The organism is Chitinivibrionia bacterium, from assembly GCA_009779925.1.
In the GTDB taxonomy this organism is placed as follows: domain Bacteria; phylum Fibrobacterota; class Chitinivibrionia; order Chitinivibrionales; family Chitinivibrionaceae; genus WRFX01.
On sequence record WRAZ01000041.1, the window covers coordinates 1 to 19,494 of the forward strand.

At 44.1% G+C, this 19,494-nt stretch carries 21 protein-coding genes; 8 read left to right on the forward strand and 13 right to left on the reverse strand.

All coding sequences use genetic code 11. The annotated features are described in order from the left end of the window. From FWE23_09620 to FWE23_09630, 3 genes are all read left to right on the forward strand, one after another. On the forward strand, positions 1 to 570 hold a 570-nt coding region (locus tag FWE23_09620; GenBank protein ID MCL2845685.1), incomplete at its 5' end, for a hypothetical protein. 100 nt (positions 571 to 670) lie between these two features. Further along, on the forward strand, positions 671 to 1,303 hold the full coding sequence (locus FWE23_09625) for a Maf family protein (GenBank protein MCL2845686.1): 633 nt from the start codon (positions 671 to 673) through the stop codon (positions 1,301 to 1,303). A 3-nt stretch (positions 1,304 to 1,306) separates the two neighbouring features. Continuing rightward, positions 1,307 to 2,260, forward strand: a complete 954-nt coding sequence (locus FWE23_09630; GenBank protein ID MCL2845687.1) for an ROK family protein — start codon at positions 1,307 to 1,309, stop codon at positions 2,258 to 2,260. Between the two features lie 99 nt (positions 2,261 to 2,359). Here FWE23_09630 and FWE23_09635 read toward each other — a convergent pair whose 3' ends face one another. Then, complete coding sequence (locus FWE23_09635) at positions 2,360 to 2,959, reverse strand: DUF4956 domain-containing protein (GenBank protein MCL2845688.1); 600 nt, start codon at positions 2,957 to 2,959, stop codon at positions 2,360 to 2,362. Then, entirely contained in the window at positions 2,956 to 3,696 is a 741-nt protein-coding gene (locus tag FWE23_09640) for a polyphosphate polymerase domain-containing protein (GenBank protein MCL2845689.1), read from the reverse strand. Before FWE23_09640 ends, FWE23_09635 begins: the two co-directional genes overlap by 4 nt. A 156-nt stretch (positions 3,697 to 3,852) precedes the next feature. Between FWE23_09640 and FWE23_09645 the strand changes: the two genes are divergently transcribed. Then, positions 3,853 to 4,929 (forward strand): hypothetical protein, encoded by a 1,077-nt coding sequence (locus tag FWE23_09645; protein MCL2845690.1) that lies wholly within the window; start codon positions 3,853 to 3,855, stop codon positions 4,927 to 4,929. Between the two features lie 14 nt (positions 4,930 to 4,943). Beyond that, positions 4,944 to 6,038 carry a CotH kinase family protein gene (locus tag FWE23_09650; protein MCL2845691.1) on the forward strand — a complete coding sequence of 365 codons (1,095 nt, stop codon included), beginning with the start codon at positions 4,944 to 4,946 and terminating at the stop codon, positions 6,036 to 6,038. A 2-nt stretch (positions 6,039 to 6,040) separates the two neighbouring features. Here FWE23_09650 and FWE23_09655 read toward each other — a convergent pair whose 3' ends face one another. The 9 genes from FWE23_09655 to FWE23_09695 all read right to left on the reverse strand — a co-directional run bounded on the left by FWE23_09655 (position 6,041) and on the right by FWE23_09695 (position 15,817). Beyond that, entirely contained in the window at positions 6,041 to 7,720 is a 1,680-nt protein-coding gene (locus tag FWE23_09655) for a hypothetical protein (GenBank protein ID MCL2845692.1), read from the reverse strand. 136 nt (positions 7,721 to 7,856) lie between these two features. After that, complete coding sequence (locus FWE23_09660) at positions 7,857 to 10,256, reverse strand: C10 family peptidase (protein MCL2845693.1); 2,400 nt, start codon at positions 10,254 to 10,256, stop codon at positions 7,857 to 7,859. A gap of 385 nt (positions 10,257 to 10,641) precedes the next feature. Further along, on the reverse strand, positions 10,642 to 10,875 hold the full coding sequence (acpP, locus tag FWE23_09665) for an acyl carrier protein (GenBank protein ID MCL2845694.1): 234 nt from the start codon (positions 10,873 to 10,875) through the stop codon (positions 10,642 to 10,644). 65 nt (positions 10,876 to 10,940) lie between these two features. Beyond that, a complete protein-coding gene (gene fabG / locus FWE23_09670; protein ID MCL2845695.1) occupies positions 10,941 to 11,684 on the reverse strand; it encodes a 3-oxoacyl-[acyl-carrier-protein] reductase in 744 nt (247 codons plus the stop codon). Positions 11,685 to 11,701: 17 nt separating this feature from the next. After that, on the reverse strand, positions 11,702 to 12,628 hold the full coding sequence (gene fabD, locus FWE23_09675) for an ACP S-malonyltransferase (protein MCL2845696.1): 927 nt from the start codon (positions 12,626 to 12,628) through the stop codon (positions 11,702 to 11,704). A 14-nt stretch (positions 12,629 to 12,642) separates the two neighbouring features. Beyond that, positions 12,643 to 13,590, reverse strand: a complete 948-nt coding sequence (locus tag FWE23_09680) for a ketoacyl-ACP synthase III (protein ID MCL2845697.1) — start codon at positions 13,588 to 13,590, stop codon at positions 12,643 to 12,645. Between the two features lie 148 nt (positions 13,591 to 13,738). Next, positions 13,739 to 15,196 carry a putative DNA binding domain-containing protein gene (locus FWE23_09685; GenBank protein MCL2845698.1) on the reverse strand — a complete coding sequence of 486 codons (1,458 nt, stop codon included), beginning with the start codon at positions 15,194 to 15,196 and terminating at the stop codon, positions 13,739 to 13,741. A gap of 31 nt (positions 15,197 to 15,227) precedes the next feature. Next, the gene (locus FWE23_09690) at positions 15,228 to 15,602 is read right to left on the reverse strand and encodes a type II toxin-antitoxin system VapC family toxin (GenBank protein ID MCL2845699.1); all 375 of its coding nucleotides are present in this window, start codon (positions 15,600 to 15,602) and stop codon (positions 15,228 to 15,230) included. Next, the gene (locus tag FWE23_09695; GenBank protein MCL2845700.1) at positions 15,599 to 15,817 is read right to left on the reverse strand and encodes a DUF2281 domain-containing protein; all 219 of its coding nucleotides are present in this window, start codon (positions 15,815 to 15,817) and stop codon (positions 15,599 to 15,601) included. The genes FWE23_09690 and FWE23_09695 overlap by 4 nt, the downstream gene beginning before the upstream one ends. A 126-nt stretch (positions 15,818 to 15,943) precedes the next feature. Between FWE23_09695 and FWE23_09700 the strand changes: the two genes are divergently transcribed. From FWE23_09700 to FWE23_09710, 3 genes are read left to right on the forward strand one after another with little or no spacing between them, the layout of a single operon-like run. Further along, positions 15,944 to 16,219: a type II toxin-antitoxin system Phd/YefM family antitoxin gene (locus tag FWE23_09700; protein MCL2845701.1), complete on the forward strand. Its 276-nt coding sequence runs from the start codon at positions 15,944 to 15,946 to the stop codon at positions 16,217 to 16,219. Next, the gene (locus FWE23_09705; protein ID MCL2845702.1) at positions 16,216 to 16,533 is read left to right on the forward strand and encodes a type II toxin-antitoxin system RelE/ParE family toxin; all 318 of its coding nucleotides are present in this window, start codon (positions 16,216 to 16,218) and stop codon (positions 16,531 to 16,533) included. The genes FWE23_09700 and FWE23_09705 overlap by 4 nt, the downstream gene beginning before the upstream one ends. 14 nt (positions 16,534 to 16,547) lie before the next feature. Beyond that, entirely contained in the window at positions 16,548 to 16,922 is a 375-nt protein-coding gene (locus tag FWE23_09710) for a hypothetical protein (protein MCL2845703.1), read from the forward strand. A 75-nt stretch (positions 16,923 to 16,997) separates the two neighbouring features. On the opposite strand, the gene galE is transcribed toward FWE23_09710, so the two are convergent. Both galE and FWE23_09720 read right to left on the reverse strand, forming a co-directional pair. Further along, positions 16,998 to 17,981, reverse strand: coding sequence for a UDP-glucose 4-epimerase GalE (galE, locus tag FWE23_09715; GenBank protein ID MCL2845704.1), 984 nt, complete (start codon positions 17,979 to 17,981; stop codon positions 16,998 to 17,000). Positions 17,982 to 18,100: 119 nt separating this feature from the next. Then, positions 18,101 to 19,494: discoidin domain-containing protein (locus FWE23_09720; protein MCL2845705.1), on the reverse strand; the 1,394-nt coding region annotated here is incomplete at its 5' end.

Genomic DNA, 19,494 nt, shown 5'->3' on the forward strand with positions numbered 1-19,494 from the left:
GAACTCGATTTGTCGAGTAATGTTAATTTGATACATCTTGATGTCAGCGGCAATTTGATAAGCGAACTTGACTTGTCAAATAACACAGCGCTTAAAGAATTGAAAGTCGAAGGCAATCGTATAGAGAGGATGGACGACATCAAAGGTTTGGATAACACGCAAATCGACTTGGATAATTTTCACATAGGCAATCAAGCGACCTCAATTCGCCGCCGCCAGCCCACCGACGTCAGATACGGCATAATTGTCGCCGAAAACCCCGTGTCCGACGTGGCGAAAATCAACGTAATCACCCCCGAACAGGCAACGGTGAATTTGCGAATTTTGGATGTGTTGGGGAATGTTGTGTTCACGACAGATAACGGAGGGGCGGGGTTTGCCCGCCCTGAAAACAGAACGAACGGCGATTTGGGCGGGCAGACCCCGCCCCTACAAAACGCCATCGTCTGGGATTTAACCAACCCCTCAGGCAGATATGTTGCCAATGGTGCGTATTTAATAATTGTCGAAGCAACAGGTATCAGCGGTCGAAGATTTACCTATTCGGCTCGAATTGGGGTAAATAGGTAGGAAATTCGTATTTTATCGAATTTTACAAGGGCGAGAAACTTTTTTCTCGCCCTTTTTCTTTACGGCAAATAATATTTTCACCTGAAAAGGAGAGCAAAGAATGTCAAATTCAATAGAATTGTATTCAAACAGCACCAAAAGCAACGCAAGTCTAACCCTTGCCTCAAAATCCCCGCGCCGTCGAGAAATTATCGCGGATTTCGGCATAGATTTCACGGTAGAAGCCGCCGACATCGGCGATGAACACAGGTTTTTTACGGGCGGCGACGTTGAAAGCGAAATAATTGCGCTCGCTCAAGAAAAAGCGCGCCCGATAAGCGAAAAATACCCCGACAATCCCGTTCTTTCTGCAGACACAATAGTTGTAATCGACGGCAAAATATTAGGAAAACCCAAAGACCGCGAAGACGCAAAAAAAATGCTGAAAATGCTTTCGGGAAGAAGCCATTTCGTTTATACCGCAATAAATTTGGTCTGCAAAAACCGCAATTTTAACGAGGTAATTTTAGACAAAACCGAGGTTTTTTTCAGAGAAATCGACGATGAAGAACTCGAAAACTACCTCGACCGCGCCAATTACGCCGACAAAGCGGGCAGTTATGGCATTCAAGAAGACGGCAAATATTTCGTTGAAAAAATCAACGGCGATTACTGGACAGTGGTAGGGCTTGGAGTGGCGTCGGTGGGGAAATTGTTGAAGAAATTTGAAATCTTAAAAAATAAAGGAGCGTAAAAAATGACAAACGTAGTAGCAGGAATGGACATCGGCGGGACGAATATCGTTATCGGGCTTGTCGAAAAGAGTGGGAAGATTATCGCCGAGGGGGCGCTTAAAACGGCGGATTATCCCGATTTCGGCGAATTTGTAAAGACGAGCACAAATTTAATTAAGGAATTGGTGCAAAAATCGGGTGCAAATCTTGTCGGCGTGGGAATAGGCGCGCCCGACGCAAATTTTTACAAAGGAACTATTGAACACGCCGTAAACCTTGCGTGGAAAGGAATTGTTCCGCTCGGTGAAAAATTCAAGGAAAGTTTAGGCGTGGAATGCGCAGTCACAAACGACGCAAACGCGGCGGCTATCGGCGAAAAACTCTTCGGCGGTGCAAAAGATATCGACGATTTTGTAGTATTGACTTTGGGAACGGGGCTCGGCAGCGGAATTTACATAAACGGAAAAGTGCTTTACGGATATTCGGGATTTGCGGGCGAACTCGGACACATCGGATTGGTGCCGAACGGGCGCAAATGCGGTTGCGGACAATTGGGTTGCGCGGAGCCATACGTTTCGGCGACGGGAATTTGCAGAACTGCCTTTGAACTGCTTGCTATTATGGATATGGACGAACAGTCGATTTTGAGACAATATTCTTACGACGAATTAACATCAAAACACATTTCGGAAGCGGCGGCAAAAGGCGACAAAGTTGCGCTTGAAGCATTCGACACCACAGCAAAATATCTGGGAAAAATGATTGCCAACACCATCGCTTTTTCGAGCCCGCAAAAAATATTTTTGTTCGGCGGCTTGGCAAACGCAGGCGATATTTTAATTAAACCCGCAACCATATACGCTCGCGAAATGTGCTTGGAAGCAATGCGCGACACATTTGAAGTGGAGAAGTCAAAACTTCCCGAAGCAAATGCGGCAGTTTTAGGCGCGGCGGCGTTGGGTTGGGAGAGATTGTAGGGGCGTATTGCATACGCCCAAATCGGTGATTCCATAATGTAAGGGCGGGTTTGAAACCCGCCCTTACACAATACATTGCCATATCACACAACTAAATTCCTACCTCTTCCTATAAATCACCCTCAGCTCGGCGGAATCGGTTAGGAAATTGACTTTTTCTATCACGACTTTGATAACTTCGTAGCCGAAGCGGGATTTTAGGTCGGCGTAAAGTTCTGCTTTTTTCTCGTTTGCCAAAAGAGCGGTGTTGTCGTAAACTATCATTGTTATTGCTGTGTTTCCGCGAATAAACGCTTTTTCGCAAAGATAAATTCCCGTACAAACCAAAACGTTGGCAATCAAAAGCGTTAAAATCGGCAAATCCGCAGTGGCAAGCGAATTTATTACGCCCAAAATTATCGCCGAAAACAAAAAAGTCATTTCGCGCACCTGAATTTGCTCTGTTCTAAAGCGCAAAATCGACAAAATCGCGAAAAGTCCCAATGCAAAACCTGTTCGTATTCTTACGCTAACCATAAGAGAAGTCAGCACAAAAATCAAAATATTCGATATGAAAAAGTTGAACGAATATTCTTTTATTCGGTGCTCTTTGGCGTAAATTATGCAAATCAAAATGTAGGCAAAAACCAAATTCACGGCAAATCTAAAAGCAAAATTCAACAAAAACTCCATATCTTGCGGAGTAAAAGCAAACGTCATATATCTTCCTTTCTTTCGTTTTCTATGAGTAATTTTCGGATTTTCGGCAAAAACAAATTTTTCTTAACGTCTTCTTTCGTAAGGCAAATTCCGACGCAGTATTTTGAAAATCCGCTTGGCTCTATGTTTTTTGAGCGCAAATAATTTTGAGAAAAAGTTCTGGAAGAGTTTCTTTCGCGCTTTATTTCGACTATTACCGTATCGGGAAAAGTGATTTTTTTGTCTGAAAACCCGTATTTAAGCCCGAAATCGAGCGTTAATCTTTCGGGGAAATTTTTGTTTAAAAGAGTAATTCTGCTGAATTCTACCGCGAGCGACGGCGACAAATTTTCGCAGGAAAAACCGTTTATTTTTGCTAAGTTTTCAAATTCCTCGTCAAAGTTTTCTGAAAAATCTTCGCGGATTTTGCGAAATTTAAGCGTTTTGCCGTTGTTTAGTTTTTTCTTGATTTCGTTGTAAATTTTTTGGTTGCTCAAATATTGGCGAGTGCGAAATTTATAGCGGTTTCCCCAGCCGTTTTTGTGCATATTAAAGCAACGCAGGTCGGGAGTGTCGAAATAAAGCGTGTTGTAGTCTTGGATTTTTTGCTCGGCGATTTCCAAAACCGAATAATTTTGCGAAATAGCTCTCAAAAAATCAATGGCGGCGGCGCTTTTCAGTATAAATTTTATGTCGAAACGGTTTTGAAATGCAAAATTTCTGCAATTTTCAAGAGTAGAATTTTCAAAATTCCGCAATTCGGTTTCAAGCGATTTTTTAATAGCAAAATCTCCCGCAACAAAGACATTTTTCCGTTTATTTCCGAGGTAAAATAATTATTGCGCGAAATCAATAATCGAAATTTTACAGAAATATTCGCTTTTGAACCGCAGTATTTATTATTTTCGAGAATTATGAAACAAAAAATTTTAATAATCGCGCTTTTGTTTTTTTCGATGGTTGTTGCGCAAGACCAAGAGCAAAGCAGGCGAAGAAGCAGAGAAGACCGAGTAAGATTTGGCGGAAAAGCGAATGTCGGCATAGATTTTCGGGCAATCGGCGGGCTTGGCGACAGAGAAATAAACGACAGTCGCCTCAACCGAATAGCCACGGTCGAAACCGAGTTGGTGGTTTTTCCCGCCGACAACGTCCGTTTGGAATTCGACTTGGAATACGATTGGCGTTTTACCGACGTAAACTTGCAAAAACTGTTTATCCGCTACGATTTCGACAACTCCAACGCCCGTTTGGGATTTATGAAAAAAATGTTTTCGTGGGAAGAAATTAAGAGCGGCACCGACCGATTATTCATAAAAAAATCTATGCTTAACAACATTTTGAGCGATTTTTTTCTGCTCGACCGCGATTTTACCATCCAATACCGCTATAATTTCCCGTCATACACGCTTATCGGCGGATTTTCGGGCGACGGCTCAAACAGAATTTTCGGCAATTTGACCTTACTCACAAGGCAACTCGAAAGAAAAAGGTTTATGGTCGCCGCAATGTACAATAATTACGAGGACAAAGACGGCTCGCACAACAGGCAAAGCGCGTTTTACGGTAATGTCGGGATGGAATTCAGCGGCGACGTCAATAATTTTGAAGTGGAGGCGATTTGGGGCAGAAATCCCGAAAGATACGGATATTTAGTGCATTCTTTGACTCCCGACGCGTTTTTGGAGTTCAACGAAAACGAAAATATCGGCTTTTGGGGACTGCGTTTTCAGCAAAGTTTTCCGATAAGTATCGACAGAAATCACCTGCGAAAAATAACTCCCGTTTACGAATTTGCGTTTTTCAACGACGAATTTGCCGTTAAAAACGCGTATTGGCAGGCGCGGCAGGGAGTAAACCTGAGTTTTGACAGGCGCGACCGCGTACAATGGCGCACAAATCTGGATTTAATTATGACGGCGAACAATCAGGAGTCGAGCCGCCCGCAAATAATAAGGCAACGCGTAATATCCGAGATTTTTGTTCATTGGTAAGAGGCGCGGGCAAAATGAAAACACTAAAATTTTTATTGTTCGCCGCAGGGATATTTTTGCTTTTTTCCTGCTCGGAACTTAGTAATCAGACAAGCCCCGCGACTTTATTCGGCTTGCCGCACGTTGCCATAGAAATGCGCGAAAGCGACTTTAACGCTCTTATGAAAGACGCGCTTGTAAACGAGTTTGCCGCAATAAACATAACGCAAAACGGCGTAAAACAGACAGGCAGAATGCGGCGGCGCGGACATTCTTCGCGATATTTCCCCAAACCGTCTTTTCACGTGATAACCAACGACAACGACGAGCGGCGGCATTTTGTCGCCTCCAACATCGACAGAAGCTATTTGAGGCAGATTTTCGCCAATATGATTTTTGAAGCAAACGGTTTTATCGTCCCCAAAATGGAGTTTGTCGCCTTAAGCGTAAACAATGTTTTTGTAGGACTTTATCTTTCCCGCGAGCACATAGACGAACGGTTTTTCCGGCGGCGAAACATAGAGGTAAATTCGCTCTACGAAATAAGAAGCGGAGGAAGATTTACGTTCGGAGGCGGACTAAATTCGGCAATGAGTTTCGACAGACGAATTCCCGAAAGTTCAATAAATTTCAGCGATTTAAACATTCTGATTTCCGCGCTCGACGAAGGAAACGAGACTAAGATAAAGGCTGTTTTGGACATAGAAAACGCCGCTATGTATTCTTTAACAAGCTCGGCGATAAACAATCACGACGGAATTATAAAAAATCTTTACATTTACAACTGCAAAAGCGACAACAAATTTCGGATAATCCCATACGATTTAGACCAAACATTCGGGCAAACTTTCCTTGACGGTTTTGCAATTCCGAACAATTTCCCAAAGTTTGAAAACGGACTTTTGGAGCGAGCGGAAGAGATTTTTCTGCGAGGCGGCGAATACAGCCGAGAACAAAACATTCGCAACATAGCTCTGGATATTGAGCGCCTTGCCAACAGTTCGGGAGCTTTGGACAATTTGGCGAATTCTATTTTGCAGTCGTATAACAACGACCCATTTTTGCGAGGCGAGGATTTGGGCGAGCATATCGCCGAAATTAGGCGATTTCTTTCGGAGATGTCGAGGTAATATTACCTGTTTACCCCAATTCTTGCGGAATAGGTAAATCTTCTGCCGCTGATACCTGTTGCTTCGACTATAATCAGATAGGCTCCGTTGGCGACGAAACGTCCGTTGTTGTTGGTTAAATTCCAGATGATGGCGTTGTGTAGGGGCGGGGTCTGCCCGCCCAAATCGCCGTTCGTTCTGTTTTCAGGGCGGGCGAACCCCGCCCCTACACCATCCGCCGAAAACACAACATTGCCCAAATTGTCCAAAATTCGCAGATTTGCCGTTGCCTGTTCGGGGGTAATCACCGAAATTTTCGCGAAATCCGAAACAATGGCGTTTTCCAGCAAAATTCCGTGGCGGGAGGTTTGGATGTTTCTATTGTCGGGGTTTCTGATAGAATTCGCACCGCCGTTTTCAAAGCGGTATTTTACAATAATTGCGTCTTCAAATACGTCTTGGTTTCCCTTTGCCGCAAAGCCCGTCCAATCGCCGTTGCCAAAAGAGTTTACCGTCGAAGTTCCTACGGCAATAACGCCGTCGGCTACCGCCGTGATATAATTATATCTATCGTGCCCCTTTCCGCCGAAATTGTTTTTCCAAACGACATTGCCGTCGTTGTCAAATTTTACAATAATTGCGTCGAGGTCGCCTTTGCCCACAACTCCCGACCAATCGTTGCTTATGTTAAATGCCAATTCCGCGGCGTACCCTACAACAATAACACCGTCGGCGACCGCGGCAACAGATTCAAATGTGGTGTGTCTTCCTCCGAAATTTCTGTTCCAAACAATATCGCCGTCATTATTGTATTTTACTATTATTGCGGCGCCTTCGCCCCCTATGGAAATATCAACCCCTACGGCGACTATGCCGTCGGAAACTGCAACTACCGAGTTAAAGAAACATTGCTCGATTTTCCCGAAATTTCTGTGCCAAAGGATTTCGCCGTCATTGCTGAATTTTACAATAAGCGCCTCATACGGCAAATGCCTCGGCTCTCTTTGTGTATCTTGTAAAGCCCACCGCAACGCCACGTTAGCCCCTGCCGCAATAATGCCGTCGGAAACTGCGATTACGGAAGAAAAACTTGGCTGCACAAAAATGTTGTAATGCTCTTGCCAAATAATTTCTCCGTCGTTATCGAGTTTTATAACGGCACTGCCTGCGGCTACAACAATTCCGTCGGCGACGGCGATGATTGAGTAAAATCCCGCCCCGATGAAATTTCTTTTCCAGACGATTTCTCCGTCATAGTCAAATTTTACAATAATCGGATCGGGAAAGAACTGGCTGTTGCCTTTTGCCTCGACGTCTTCCCAATCGCCGTTTCCAAAAGACGATACCGCAGAGTATCCTGCGGCAACAATTCCGTCTGCAACTGCGACAACGCTGTAAAATTCATCATTGCCGCTTCCGCCGAAATTTCTTCGCCAAATTACTTGTCCTGCGTTGTTGTATCTGACAATGATTGCGTCTGCGCCGCCTCTTCCCGCAAAGCCCTCCCAGTCGCCGCTGCCGAACGAGCCCATCCGCGCTACTCCTACCGCAACAATTCCGTCGGTTATTGCAATAGCGGCGTTGTAATAATCGCGGTAGTTCCCGCCGAAATTGTTCTGCCAAACGATGTCGCCGTCGCTCGCTGAGAATATTGTGTTTACTGCAAACATTACCGTCAAAATCAAGATTTTTTTGAAACCCATATCAACCTCCGTTTTATTTTGAGGAGAAAATATATTCTGCCAAAACAAAAAAGGCGGATAATTTTATACCCGCCTCCGAAAATAAAGGCAAACAGTTCGACTATCTTCGCCGACCGTTTGCCCTTAAGCGTTAATTCTACCGATTTACGCCGATCCTCGACGAATAGGTAAATCTTCTGCCGCTGATACCTGTTGCTTCGACTATTATCAAATACGTACCGTTGGCTACGAAACGTCCTGCGAGGTTGGTTAAATTCCAAACGATAGCGTTGTGTAGGGGCGGGGTCTGCCCGCCCAAATCGCCGTTCGTTCTGTTTTCAGGGCGGGCAACCCCCGCCCCTACACCATCCGCCGAAAATACGACGTTGCCCAAATTATCCATAATTCGCAGGTTTATCTGCGCAGGTTCGGGAATAATCACCGAAATTCTTGCCAAATCCGAAACGATTGCGCTTTCCAAAAGAATACCGTATCTGCTGTCGTGGAGACGATTGTTTCTTATAGACGTATTTTCCCCCAGAACTTCAAAGGCTATGAAACTCGGATTGCCAAATCTCACAATTCGCCAGTCGCCGTTGGTGGGACGTGTTATAATTGCCAATTCATAATTTCCTGCGGGAACTGTCGAGGGAACAACGCAATTTATAGACAATTCGCGGAAAAACCATCTGTATTCTACTCTGTTTATGCCTCGATTTTGTCCGAGCGTGGTTATTATTTCATCGTGTTCGTTAATTATCGCCGCGTTCCAATGTCCGCCCGGAAATTCGTGCCACATAGAAATCAAACGCATAGTATCGATTGATACGGTAAATTGCTCGTTGGGATAAACAGATGTTTTGTTTGTGCGAAATCCCGATAATTCAAATTCATAGCCGCCATCTCCGCCGTCGTTTGCCGATACTTCAAAGTTTATGAAACTCGGATTTCCCAAATTTACAATTTGCCATTCGCCGACTGTCGGACGAATAACCAAACGCAGGCGATATTGTCCCGCCGAAACAAACGATGGAACATTAGCGGATATTGAAAAATTAGAGAAAAAATGACCGTATGCCATAGGAAAAGCAATGTTCAAAGAAAAAGTTTGTCCGTCCATAATCATATTACTTCCGATAACTGCCACAATTTCATCTTGCTCGTTCGTTAATGCCACGTTCATCTGTCCGCCGGTAAAGGTGTCCAAAGCAGACATTGCCAGCAATTCTTCGACGGAAACCAAAAATTGCTCATAATGAGAAACGGACGTTTTGTTTACGCTGAGCCCCGATACGGCAAATTCGTAGTTGCTCGTTCCGCCATCGTCGGGCATTATATTGATTATTACGCCTTGATTAAAACTGAAGTTTCCCGCCCCCGCGCCCGCTCCGCCCGTTCCCGGATTTAGCGCGGTGCTCACAAACCAACCGTCGTGGCTGCCACCCCAACCCCAGTTAAAGTGGAATTGCCCGTTATTGTTAAATCCGTCCAGAATAAACGCGTGTCCGCTGTTGCCTGCAGAGTCGCTTCCGTCGTAATAGACAGGCAAGCCGAGCATTATTTGTTCGCGCAACATCGCTTCCCAAGATATATTGTCAAAATGCTCTCGCCGACGGCGTTGAATACCTCTGTCATAGCCAAAATGATTAACTAACGCAAGCGGGACATCGCCGGAAAAAGCACCGCTTTCCGCGGCGCTGAAATCCATTTGCACGCTTACTCCCGCGTGGCGCATAAGTTGTGCGACAGCGCTTCTTTGCGTAGCCGTAATACCCGCCGCTATTTGTCCGAACTGGTTTGTGTAAACATCGCGCATATCGTTCCATCTGTAAGCAACATTAAAATTTACGGCGGGCACATTTATTCCTCGCGTTCTTGTTCTGTATGCCTGACTTTGCCCCGTTCCGCGCGCAGGATGTTGGTGAAACGCCATAATTTGCGCCATTGCCGTCGCCACGCATCCCGTAATCGAACGCTGAGAGCCATCCAAAGGCGTTGAGTCGTTAAAAGGTGCGCGTTGATCCCATTTTTGTCGGATTAGCGGCAAAACGGTATTTGAAAAAATCGGTTGTGTGCTTCCCTGCAGAAAACTATCCCATTCTTCGCGAATTTCTTCGCTTTGTTCAATGTCGTTTTCTTGCGCGAAAGCAATCTCTGATTTCAGAAAGTCCAGCCAAAATCTAAAATTGGGCGGCAAATTATTTTCGTCAAAATTTCCGTTTTGTGAAAATCCTAAAATCGGTCTTGCCGCGTCGTCGCCCGAAATTATTACAAAACCGCCGTCTGTGGCTTCGTTTATATTGAACACGTAAAGCAATGTTATTTCTTCGTCGTCTTGCGCGCTATCTTGCGAGCGCGGAAAACGCCCGTCGAGCCGTCGCTCTGTCGTTCGCCTTGCAGTATGTCGCAGGCGAATATTTTCTCTCGCTTGTTCTCCAAGCTCGGTTTCTACAAAGTTGATTGCTAAATTTTCAGCAGTTTGCGGACTTACTCTGTTAGCCCATATTATGCTTGCGGCAATCATAACCGCCAAAATAATTTTTCTTTTGAAACTCATAAAACACCCCTTTTTTTAGTTTTAATAACAATTACTTACAACTTTATAAATAGAGTGTTTTCAGAAAAAAAATCAAGACACACTCCATTTCTCAATCAATTTCGCCTTATGAGGTTATCTCCAAAACCTATTACACCGAAACCCAACGAGAAAAGAGTGTGCCAAAACAGACACGCTCTCTCTCATTTTCTCGTGCAATAGAACATTGGAGATATTCATAAGGAAGAAAATGAAAAAATCCATTTTTTAGTCAAAGAGCCGAGGAGAAAATACTATTTGTTTTTAGTCGGGACAATGATTTGGCGGTTTTTTGCAAAAATACAATAAAAAAACAGGGCGAAAAAAAATTTCGCCCTTACATAATCGTCTAAAATCCCCTGAAAAATTACAGTGAGTCTGCGTATTTTACTACGTCTGCAACTGTTACGAATTTTTGCGCGTCTTCGTCGGTGATTTCGTCAACGCCGAATGCCTCTTCAAAAGACATTACCAATTCGCTCAAATCGAGAGAATCCGCGCCCAAATCATCAACAAATTTCTTTTCAAGCGTGATTTCCGCCGCGCTTTTACCCAACTGTTTCGCTACAATTTCTTGAACTTTCGCAAGATTTGCACTCATAATGAACACTCCTTTGTTAAAAAAAAATTAAATTAAACTCTGTTTTCTTCTATTGTCAAAACTCTTTACATTGCCAATCCGCCGTTTACGGCGATTACCTGACCTGTGATATAACTTGCCAAATCGCTCGCCAAAAACAGCGACGAGTTAGCAATATCTTCGGGCAATCCCAAAACTTTCATCGGAATTGCGTCCTCGTATCCTTTTACCACTTCGGGCGAAAGTTTGTCGGTCATTGCCGTGCGAATAAAACCGGGTGCAATCGCGTTTACGGTTATACCGCGCTTTGCAACTTCCTTTGCCACCGCTTTTGTAAGACCTATCATTCCCGCTTTGGAAGCCGAATAGTTTGCCTGCCCCGGAAGCCCGATTTGCCCCGAAATTGAGGCGATATTTATAATTCTTCCGCTTCTTGCTTTAAGCATCGGGCGGGTTGCCGCCTTGGTGCAGAGGAATGCGCTTTTAAGGTTTATGTCCAAAACCGCGTCCCAGTCGCTTTCTTTCATATCTATCACAAGACCGTCTTTGGTTATGCCGGCGTTATTTACAAGAATATCGATTTTCCCGAACTCTTCTATGAATTTCTTCACCAATTCGTTTACTTCTTCTTCGCTTGCAACGTTTGCGGCAATCGCAATTGTTTTTACGCCGTATTCTTTTGCAATTTCTTCGGCGGTCGCCTGCGCTGTCGCCAAATCAATGTCGCTTACGCAAACATCAGCGCCCGCTTTTGCGAATTTTGCGGCGATTTCTTTTCCGATACCTCTTGCCGAGCCGGTAATCAGCGCGGCTTTTCCTTTCAAACAAATCATCTTTTCCCCTTTATTTATTTGTATTGCCCTACAACCGAGATTATGCTTTCCCAGTTTGCGCAATTTACAATGTTCATTTCTTCTACGGTTTTTTTCGCAAGCCCTTTAAGCACGTTGCCGGGTCCCACTTCTATTGCGTTGCCGATTTCTAATGCAAAAAGTTCTTTTTGACAGTCCACCCAACGCACGGGCGAAAGCAACTGCTCCACCAAAAGCGATTTCAATGTTTCGCCGCTCGTTTCGGCAAGCGCTCGCACGTTTGTGATAAGCGGATATTTCGCGTCGGCGAATTTTTTGTCTTGCAAATACGCCGAAAACTCGTCCGCCGCAGGTTTCATAAGCGGAGAATGAAACGCGCCGCTAACAGGAAGCATAAGCGCCCTCTTTGCGCCGCCCGCCTTAAGCATTTCGCAAGCGCTTTCGACCGCCGCCAAATCGCCCGAAATAACAAGTTGTTCGGGAGAGTTCTCGTTTGCCGATACTACTACTCCGCCTTTTACTTCAAGCAAAATTTGTATAATTTTATCCTTTTCCATACCTAAAATCGCCGCCATTGCGCCCTTGGATTTCTCGCCAGCCGCAGCCATAAGTTCGCCGCGTTTTGCGACTAAGTCGATACCCGTCGCAAAATCAAAAACTTCGCTTGCGTAAAGCGCGGAATATTCTCCTAAAGAATGCCCCATCGTATATGTCGGAAAAAGCCCGTTTTGCTTAAGCAAGTCGCAAATTATGCTTTCCACCAAAAAGAGCGCGGGTTGCGTATTTTGGGTTTGCTTGAGAATATCTTCGGGACCTTCAAAAATTATCTTTGTTAAATCGCGTTCTAAAATATCGTTTGCCTCTTCAAAACGTTTTTTTGCAAAGTCGTTATTGTCAAAGAGGTCTTTCCCCATTCCGACCGCCTGAGAGCCTTGTCCGGGAAATAAAAATGCTACTTTCATAATCAAACCTTCCTTTAAAATCTTATTATTATTCCGCCCGCGGTAATTCCGCCGCCGAGCGACGTTAAAGCCACAATATCGCCGTCTTTTATTCGACCGCCGTCCCACGCCTCTTCCATAGCCAAAGGAATGGTCGCCGAAGACGTATTTCCGTATTTTTGCAAGTTTATCATTACTTTGTCCGCCGACAAACCGAGCCGCTCGCCAACGCTTTCAATAATGCGAATGTTTGCTTGGTGAGGGATAAGCAGATTTATGTCAGCCACGCTCATACCGACTTTTGCGAGCGCTTGCTCTACCATTTCGGGCATAAGTTTGCACGCGTATTTGTAAATTTTTGTTCCTTCCATATTCAAAAAGCGCTTTTCGCCGAAACTCGGAAGCGCCAAATGCTCCGCGCCGCTTGGGTCTGTGTAATTTACGCAGGAAAGTATTCCCTTTTCACCCTCGCTCGCCTCAACGATAACCGCGCCCGCTCCGTCGCCGAAAAGTATGCAAGTGCCTCTGTCTTCCCAGTCAAGCGTTCGGGAGATGACTTCGCTTCCAACCATTAAAACCCGTTTGCTCTGACCACTCCGAATAAGCGAGTCCGCAACCGACAGTCCAAAAGTGAAGCCCGCGCAAGCCGCGGACAAATCAAACGCGAAAGCCCCTTTAATTCCGAGCTTGCCCGCAATGAGCGCCGCAGTCGATGGAAAAAAATTGTCGGGGGTAAACGTCGCGCAAATAACGGTATCTATGCTTTCGGCGGAGATTTGCGCTCGCTCGATTGCCTTTGTCGCCGCCAAAAATCCGAGTTCGCTCGCCGCGTCCGCTGGGGCGTTATCCCAAACCCTGCGCTCTTTTATTCCCGTGCGCTGAGTAATCCACTCGTCGGAAGTATCCAAATACTTCGCAAAGTGGTCGTTGTTCTTTATCGTCTGCGGAACAGCAGTCCCGATAGAAATAATTCTTGCTTTGATAAAACACCTTCCTTATAACGGTAAAACGGGCACAACTCCCGCGATTTGCACTTTTTCCCCTTAATTTGCACGAATAAAATAATAATTGCCTTTTGCAATAGTCAATGAATTTGGAAATTTTGCTGTTTTTTTGTGAAATTGGAGAATTTTAAGATTGTGTGATTTCCCAACTTCCGCCTTTGTCGGGACCGATACGGTGCATTACTCCTTTGTCTTTCAATCGCTTGACTTGGTATTTAATTCCACCTACGGAGAGCCCTAATAATTCCGCTATCTCAGGTATGCTGATTTTAGGGTTTTCGCTTACTACTGCAAGTATTTTTTCGCTTGCTTTCAGGGTAGTTTCCAAGTTTTCAGGATAGTTTTCTGAGTTTTCAGGATAGTTTTCTGGGTTTTCAGGATAGTTTTCTGAGTTTTCAGGATAGTTTTCTGGGTTTTCAGGATAGTTTTCTGAGTTTTCAGGATAGTTTTCTGAGTTTTCAGGATAGTTTTTCAAGTTTTCAGGGTAGTTTTCGGCTTCATCCATATCGCAATCAAACATCAAAGTTGCCTCTATTACTTTTTCGCTTACCGAAATTACGTTTTTTCCATATTTATTAACAATTTTTGGAATACCGCTTCCGAGTTGTTCCACAAATTCAAGGTCTTTAAGAACTCTCATAATCTCGCGATTTCTGGGCATAGACGTGCCGCCGTAAAATTTTTCCAATGTTAAGCCGTCCACCAATCCGCCGAAAGACGTAATCTCAATTCTGTCGGAATAAATTTGAAATATGGGCGTATCAAGACGAGAATAGTCGTTGTGAGCAAACGCATTTATTATGACTTCGTGAAGAATTTTTTTATCCACAAGATTTTTGTCAAGCCGTGTTTGCATTGGGCGCTTGCGGGATTGAGTTATGTTTTCCACATCGATTCTGTCTATAATTCTCTGCATAGCCGTAATAAGACAGCAATCCTTGTAATCTTCCCGCCCTATCAAATCAAGTTTATCTTTGCCGAAATACTTACCCATCCGAACAGAAATATTGTTATTGTCGGCAAACAAAAATGCAACTATATTGTATTTGCCGTCCTGCGTAAGAAAATCCAAAGTTGTTGCAAAATTGTCGTTCAAAGGCTTGTCTTTTAAGCCGTAGTAAAGCTTTAGTTGCTTAAACTCCAAATCTTGACGGCGAGACGGCATATTGGCAATCGAAGGATGGTGTCGTTTTCTTAATAATTTATCAATCATTGTATGTTGCATAGGTTGAGACGAACTTCCGATACGAATAAAACACCCCGAATCGCAGTATCCTTTTTGTTTTATACAATACGGCTTTTCCGAGCCGCTTGCAAGATTTACTACAACCACGGTTTTATTGTCGTGTATTTCCGTCGATATGTCAAACAAGCCCATAACGCTGGGACGAATGTTGTCTTTAAGGCGGTCGGCAATTTTGAGTTGAACCGCGTCGGGATTCGGCACGCCTGCAATAATGCCGTCTTTGTTGATTCCTATATAAATATCCCCGCCGTCGGAGTTTAGAAACGCAACCGCCGTTTTTTCAAAGTCGTCAGTTAATTTTTCCTTGAGTTCCACGCGATTTGTTTCGTTCCGTATCATTTTTTCTCCTGTTTTATGCTGTAAAAATAAATTATTTTTTCGGAAAATAATTAACGGCTTCCAGATTTTGAAAATGTTTGTCTTGCGTCCAAACAGTTGCGTTATTCATTTGAGCGGTTGCGTAAATTATGCTGTCTGCCATAGGTAGTTTGTATTGCTTGGAAATTTTTGCGGCAAGTACTGCCAAGTCGCTATTTATATCGACAACGTTTCCTTTTTCCATAATTTCAACAAGAACATCAGCAAACGCTCCGCCTTTTTCAGGCAATGCTTTTCTATATACTTCGTAAATGCAAATTGTCGGAACAAGTAAATTGCTTGTATCTCTAATCGCATTACTAATTGAAACATCTATGTCTTTTCCAAGAAAATATTCAATCCAAAGGCAAGTATCTATAACATTCAATACCTATCCTCCTCGTCCCTTACAAAATTTGAGTCAATACCCGTTCCTTTTAAAATTCCGTAGGCGTCTTCTATTGAAATACTTTCCTTATTGACAAAAACATTTTTCGCCAACCGAGGTTTTGTCCTCAAAAAAGACACATAGTTGAGAACTTCCTGCTCATATTCTCGCGGCAACAATTCAATTTCCGACAATAATTTCGCTGAAACAGTCATAATTTACCTCCTCTTTTTCTTAGAAAAATAATATTTGCCAAAACAAATAATCAACAAAAAACAAATTTTCCCCCACGCCACCGCGACAATAAATTATTTTTACATTACGTAAATTAAGGAGTATTTATGCTGGTTGAAACAAAACAGATGTTGCCGATGTCGCTTTTGCAGAAAAAACTGCCGAGCACCATAAAAAGTGTTCGTTATAGCGGAAACGCGGTTTATGTGATTGAAAACAATGTTATGGAAGCGGTTTTGCTTTCCTATAAAGAATACGAATACTTGAAAAAGATAGAAGAAGCATTCGAACTTATGGAAATAAACGATATGCTTCAAAGCAGAATGGAGAATTACGACCCGTCAAAAAATATTCCTTGGGAAAAGGTGCGTGAAAATATATGAGTTGCCAAATATTTTTTATTCCCGAAGCGCAAGAAGATTATAACGGTTTAGACGGTTCAATAAAAAAGATGGTAAATAAAAAAATTGACAATCTTGCCGAAAACCCTATGCTTGGACTGCCGCTCGGCAACAAAGACAATGCAAATCTTACAGGTTTTTACAAAATTTATGTGGCGAAGAAATCAGTGCGAATAGTTTACCGCGTTTTACCTAACAGAAACGTAGAAATAGTTGAAATCTGGGGAATAGGCAAGAGAGATAAAATGAAAATCTATAAAATGATAGCGGACAGATTAAGAAAAAAAGGACTGTAAAGGAGGAACGCATTATGACAAAACGGTTATTGGGAATTTTAGTATTGGCAGGATTGTTTTTGTTCGGTTGCTCAGGCGGCGGAAGCGGTGGTGGAGAACAAAACGATATAAATTCTGCAATAGAGGGTATTTGGAAGCATATTTGGGAAAATGGTAGCGAGTATGTTCTTTTCGCAAAAAACGGAAATGGAAAAAGAATTTTTATTTTAAACGACGGATTTATTGATGAACAACATACGTTTCATTTCACAGTAAACGGGAATATTATTTGTCAATATTGGCATCAAGACTGGGAAGGCGAACGTCATTGTTTCACTCCTCAATTTAGTGGAAACAGTGTTAAGATTTTTAATGCGTGGTATTCTAAAGTTGAATATTTCCCAAACTGATAAAAAATCTTAAATATTCCGCTTATACGCTCCCCAAAACAAAAAAGATAGAGGCGTACTAAAACGCCTCAAACTTTAACTTATCCCAAAATTCCTCTTGTACACCCCCCAAGTCGTTGAAATCAGGGAATTTATATCGGAGCACTGCGCTTTAAAGCCCAAAATCTCCTCCGCTTTTGCCGCGGTTGCCAAAACTACCGAGGGGTCGCCGTCGCGGCGGTCGCCGTATTCGGCTTTTATTTCTTTGCCTGTGATTTTTCGCGCGGTTTCTACCATTTCTTTTACGGATACGCCAGTTTGCGAGCCGAGATTTACCGTTAAACTTTCGTTGGTTTTAAGTAAATGCTCGAACGCTTGTTTATGCGCCGCCGCCAAATCGCTTACGTGGATATAGTCGCGAATGCACGTGCCGTCTCTTGTGTCCCAGTCGTTGCCGAAAATTGTGATTTTCTCGCGAATGCCCGCCGCGACTTCCATAACTATGGGGAGCAAATTCTGCGGGTTGGTTTCTAAGCCGTAAATTCGACCTTTGGGGTCGTATCCTGCGGCGTTAAAGTATCGTAAGGCGACGTATTTAAGACCTTTGAGTTTGTCGTACCATTCCAAAATTCGCTCTATTTCTAATTTGGTGAAGCCGTAATAATTTGCGGGGCAGGTCGGGTGATTTTCGTCTATCGGGAGATATTGCGGCTCGCCGTAAACTGCGGCTGTCGATGAGAAAATGATTTTGTTTATGCCGTTTTTTGTTGCCGCGTTAAGAATGTTTATTGTTCCCGTGATATTGTTTACCGAGTATTTTTCGGGGATAATCTGGGACTCCCCCGCCGCTTTGAACGCCGACAGGTGAATAATGCCGTCAAATTTGCCTTCGCTCATTGTTTTGTCGAGCAGGTCGAAGTCCAGAACGTCGCCTCGGACAAGTTTTTCGTCGGCGAAGATGTTTTCTTCTTTTCCGCTTGAAAAGTTGTCGTAAACCGTGATATTGTAGCCGTTGTCAAGAAATTCTCTTGCTACGTGGCTTCCGATATATCCTGCGCCGCCGATTACCAAAATGTGCATTTTTGCTCCTTTTTTGAATTAAATTTGAGAGAAAATACGTTTTGCCGAAAACAGAAAACAATAAAAAAGAGACAAGGCATGCCTTGTCTCTACGAAAATGGTTGTTTTTTTATTATCTTCTATCGGCGCACTCCCATAATTGCTCTGTAATGCCAAACTCTGCCGTTAGAACCTGTCGCCTCTACGATAATCAAATACGTGCCGTTGGCAACAAATCTGCCGGATTGGTTGGTCAAATTCCAGACTATTGCGTTATCGTTTTGTAGGGGCGGGTTTGAAACCCGCCCGTACGCGACCCGCCCGTACGCGGCAGTTTCCGCAAACACAACATTCCCCAAAATGTCCATAATTCGCAGATTTATTGTTGCGGGTTCGGGGGTTATTACCGAAATTCTTGCCACATCCGAGACTATTGCATTTTCCAGAAGAATACCGAAGCGGTTGTCCGAATTTTCTCTGTTTCTTATAGAAGTAGCTCCGCCGCTCTCGCCGAATACGCGGATTTCTCTAACTTGGGTAAAATCAGGGTCGCCGCTTACGGGACCATTCTCAATACCCAAGCGGATATAGCGCGCCGTAATGGGAGCGTTCAGGGTCAATATCACGGTATTGCTTGTATTAAGACCTGTGATTTGACGAGCTTGATCTCCGATTTCCGTCCAGCCGGTCATAACAAAATCCAAATCAATATCGGCTTGCGGGACGTTTGCGGGGAAATTGGCGGGTATTCTTTCGCCGTTGGGGAATTCACCGCCTTGCCCGATATGGGTAAACATACGCACAGCCCTTATGTCTTGTCCCGAAACCAAACGTCTGTCAACTTCAATTCGATTTACCGTATGTACGCCGCCTAAATCTATATCGACAAGCGATTCTCCTCTTCCGTGTCCGCTGCCTGTGCTCCATCTTGCGTGCCAAAAAGTATTGGGGGCGTTGTCAAACAAACTGTTCGGAATAAACCTGTCGCTGCCTGCGGATTCCCAAGAATTTACGCGAACGCGGCTAATGCTTATAATATTGCTCCACTGCGCCGTAAATGTCGTGGAAGCAGTAAGCGCTACCGTTTGTCCGAGCGTAAAATCCTGACCGCTTTGATTGCGCCAACCAATCAGAACATAGCCGTTTTTGCTCACTTGTTCCGCCGTAGGAAGCGTAATACTGCTACCCGCCGGAACTTGCGACGGAGGAGGAGTAAAGCCGCCTGCAAACGCGCCGCCCTCCAAAGCAAACGTAAGATCTATGGGAGCAGCCCACTGCGCCGTAAATGTCGTAGCGGAACTAAGCGCTATCATTTGCCCGGGCGCAAAATCCGTGCCGCCTTGATTGCGCCAGCCCGTCAGAGAATAACCGCTTTTGCTCACTTGAGCCGCCGTAGGAAGCGTAATGATTGAAGCAGGCGACGGAGGAGGAGTAAAGCCGCCGACAAACGCGCCGCCCTCCAAAGCGAAACTAAACTGATATTCTACCGGAGGCAGAGTGCTGCCTTCACCGCCAAATGCGCGGATTGCGCTAA

What these genes read in the sequence shown, in the direction of transcription:
- FWE23_09625 (MCL2845686.1), top strand. Translation starts at nt 671, where the DNA reads ATGTCAAATTCAATAGAATTGTATTCAAACAGCACCAAAAGCAACGCA.
- FWE23_09630 (MCL2845687.1), top strand. Translation starts at nt 1,307, where the DNA reads ATGACAAACGTAGTAGCAGGAATGGACATCGGCGGGACGAATATCGTT.
- FWE23_09635 (MCL2845688.1), bottom strand. Translation starts at nt 2,959, where the DNA reads ATGACGTTTGCTTTTACTCCGCAAGATATGGAGTTTTTGTTGAATTTT.
- FWE23_09645 (MCL2845690.1), top strand. Translation starts at nt 3,853, where the DNA reads ATGAAACAAAAAATTTTAATAATCGCGCTTTTGTTTTTTTCGATGGTT.
- FWE23_09650 (MCL2845691.1), top strand. Translation starts at nt 4,944, where the DNA reads ATGAAAACACTAAAATTTTTATTGTTCGCCGCAGGGATATTTTTGCTT.
- FWE23_09655 (MCL2845692.1), bottom strand. Translation starts at nt 7,720, where the DNA reads ATGGGTTTCAAAAAAATCTTGATTTTGACGGTAATGTTTGCAGTAAAC.
- FWE23_09660 (MCL2845693.1), bottom strand. Translation starts at nt 10,256, where the DNA reads ATGAGTTTCAAAAGAAAAATTATTTTGGCGGTTATGATTGCCGCAAGC.
- acpP (MCL2845694.1), bottom strand. Translation starts at nt 10,875, where the DNA reads ATGAGTGCAAATCTTGCGAAAGTTCAAGAAATTGTAGCGAAACAGTTG.
- fabD (MCL2845696.1), bottom strand. Translation starts at nt 12,628, where the DNA reads ATGAAAGTAGCATTTTTATTTCCCGGACAAGGCTCTCAGGCGGTCGGA.
- FWE23_09685 (MCL2845698.1), bottom strand. Translation starts at nt 15,196, where the DNA reads ATGATACGGAACGAAACAAATCGCGTGGAACTCAAGGAAAAATTAACT.
- FWE23_09695 (MCL2845700.1), bottom strand. Translation starts at nt 15,817, where the DNA reads ATGACTGTTTCAGCGAAATTATTGTCGGAAATTGAATTGTTGCCGCGA.
- FWE23_09700 (MCL2845701.1), top strand. Translation starts at nt 15,944, where the DNA reads ATGCTGGTTGAAACAAAACAGATGTTGCCGATGTCGCTTTTGCAGAAA.
- FWE23_09705 (MCL2845702.1), top strand. Translation starts at nt 16,216, where the DNA reads ATGAGTTGCCAAATATTTTTTATTCCCGAAGCGCAAGAAGATTATAAC.
- FWE23_09710 (MCL2845703.1), top strand. Translation starts at nt 16,548, where the DNA reads ATGACAAAACGGTTATTGGGAATTTTAGTATTGGCAGGATTGTTTTTG.
- galE (MCL2845704.1), bottom strand. Translation starts at nt 17,981, where the DNA reads ATGCACATTTTGGTAATCGGCGGCGCAGGATATATCGGAAGCCACGTA.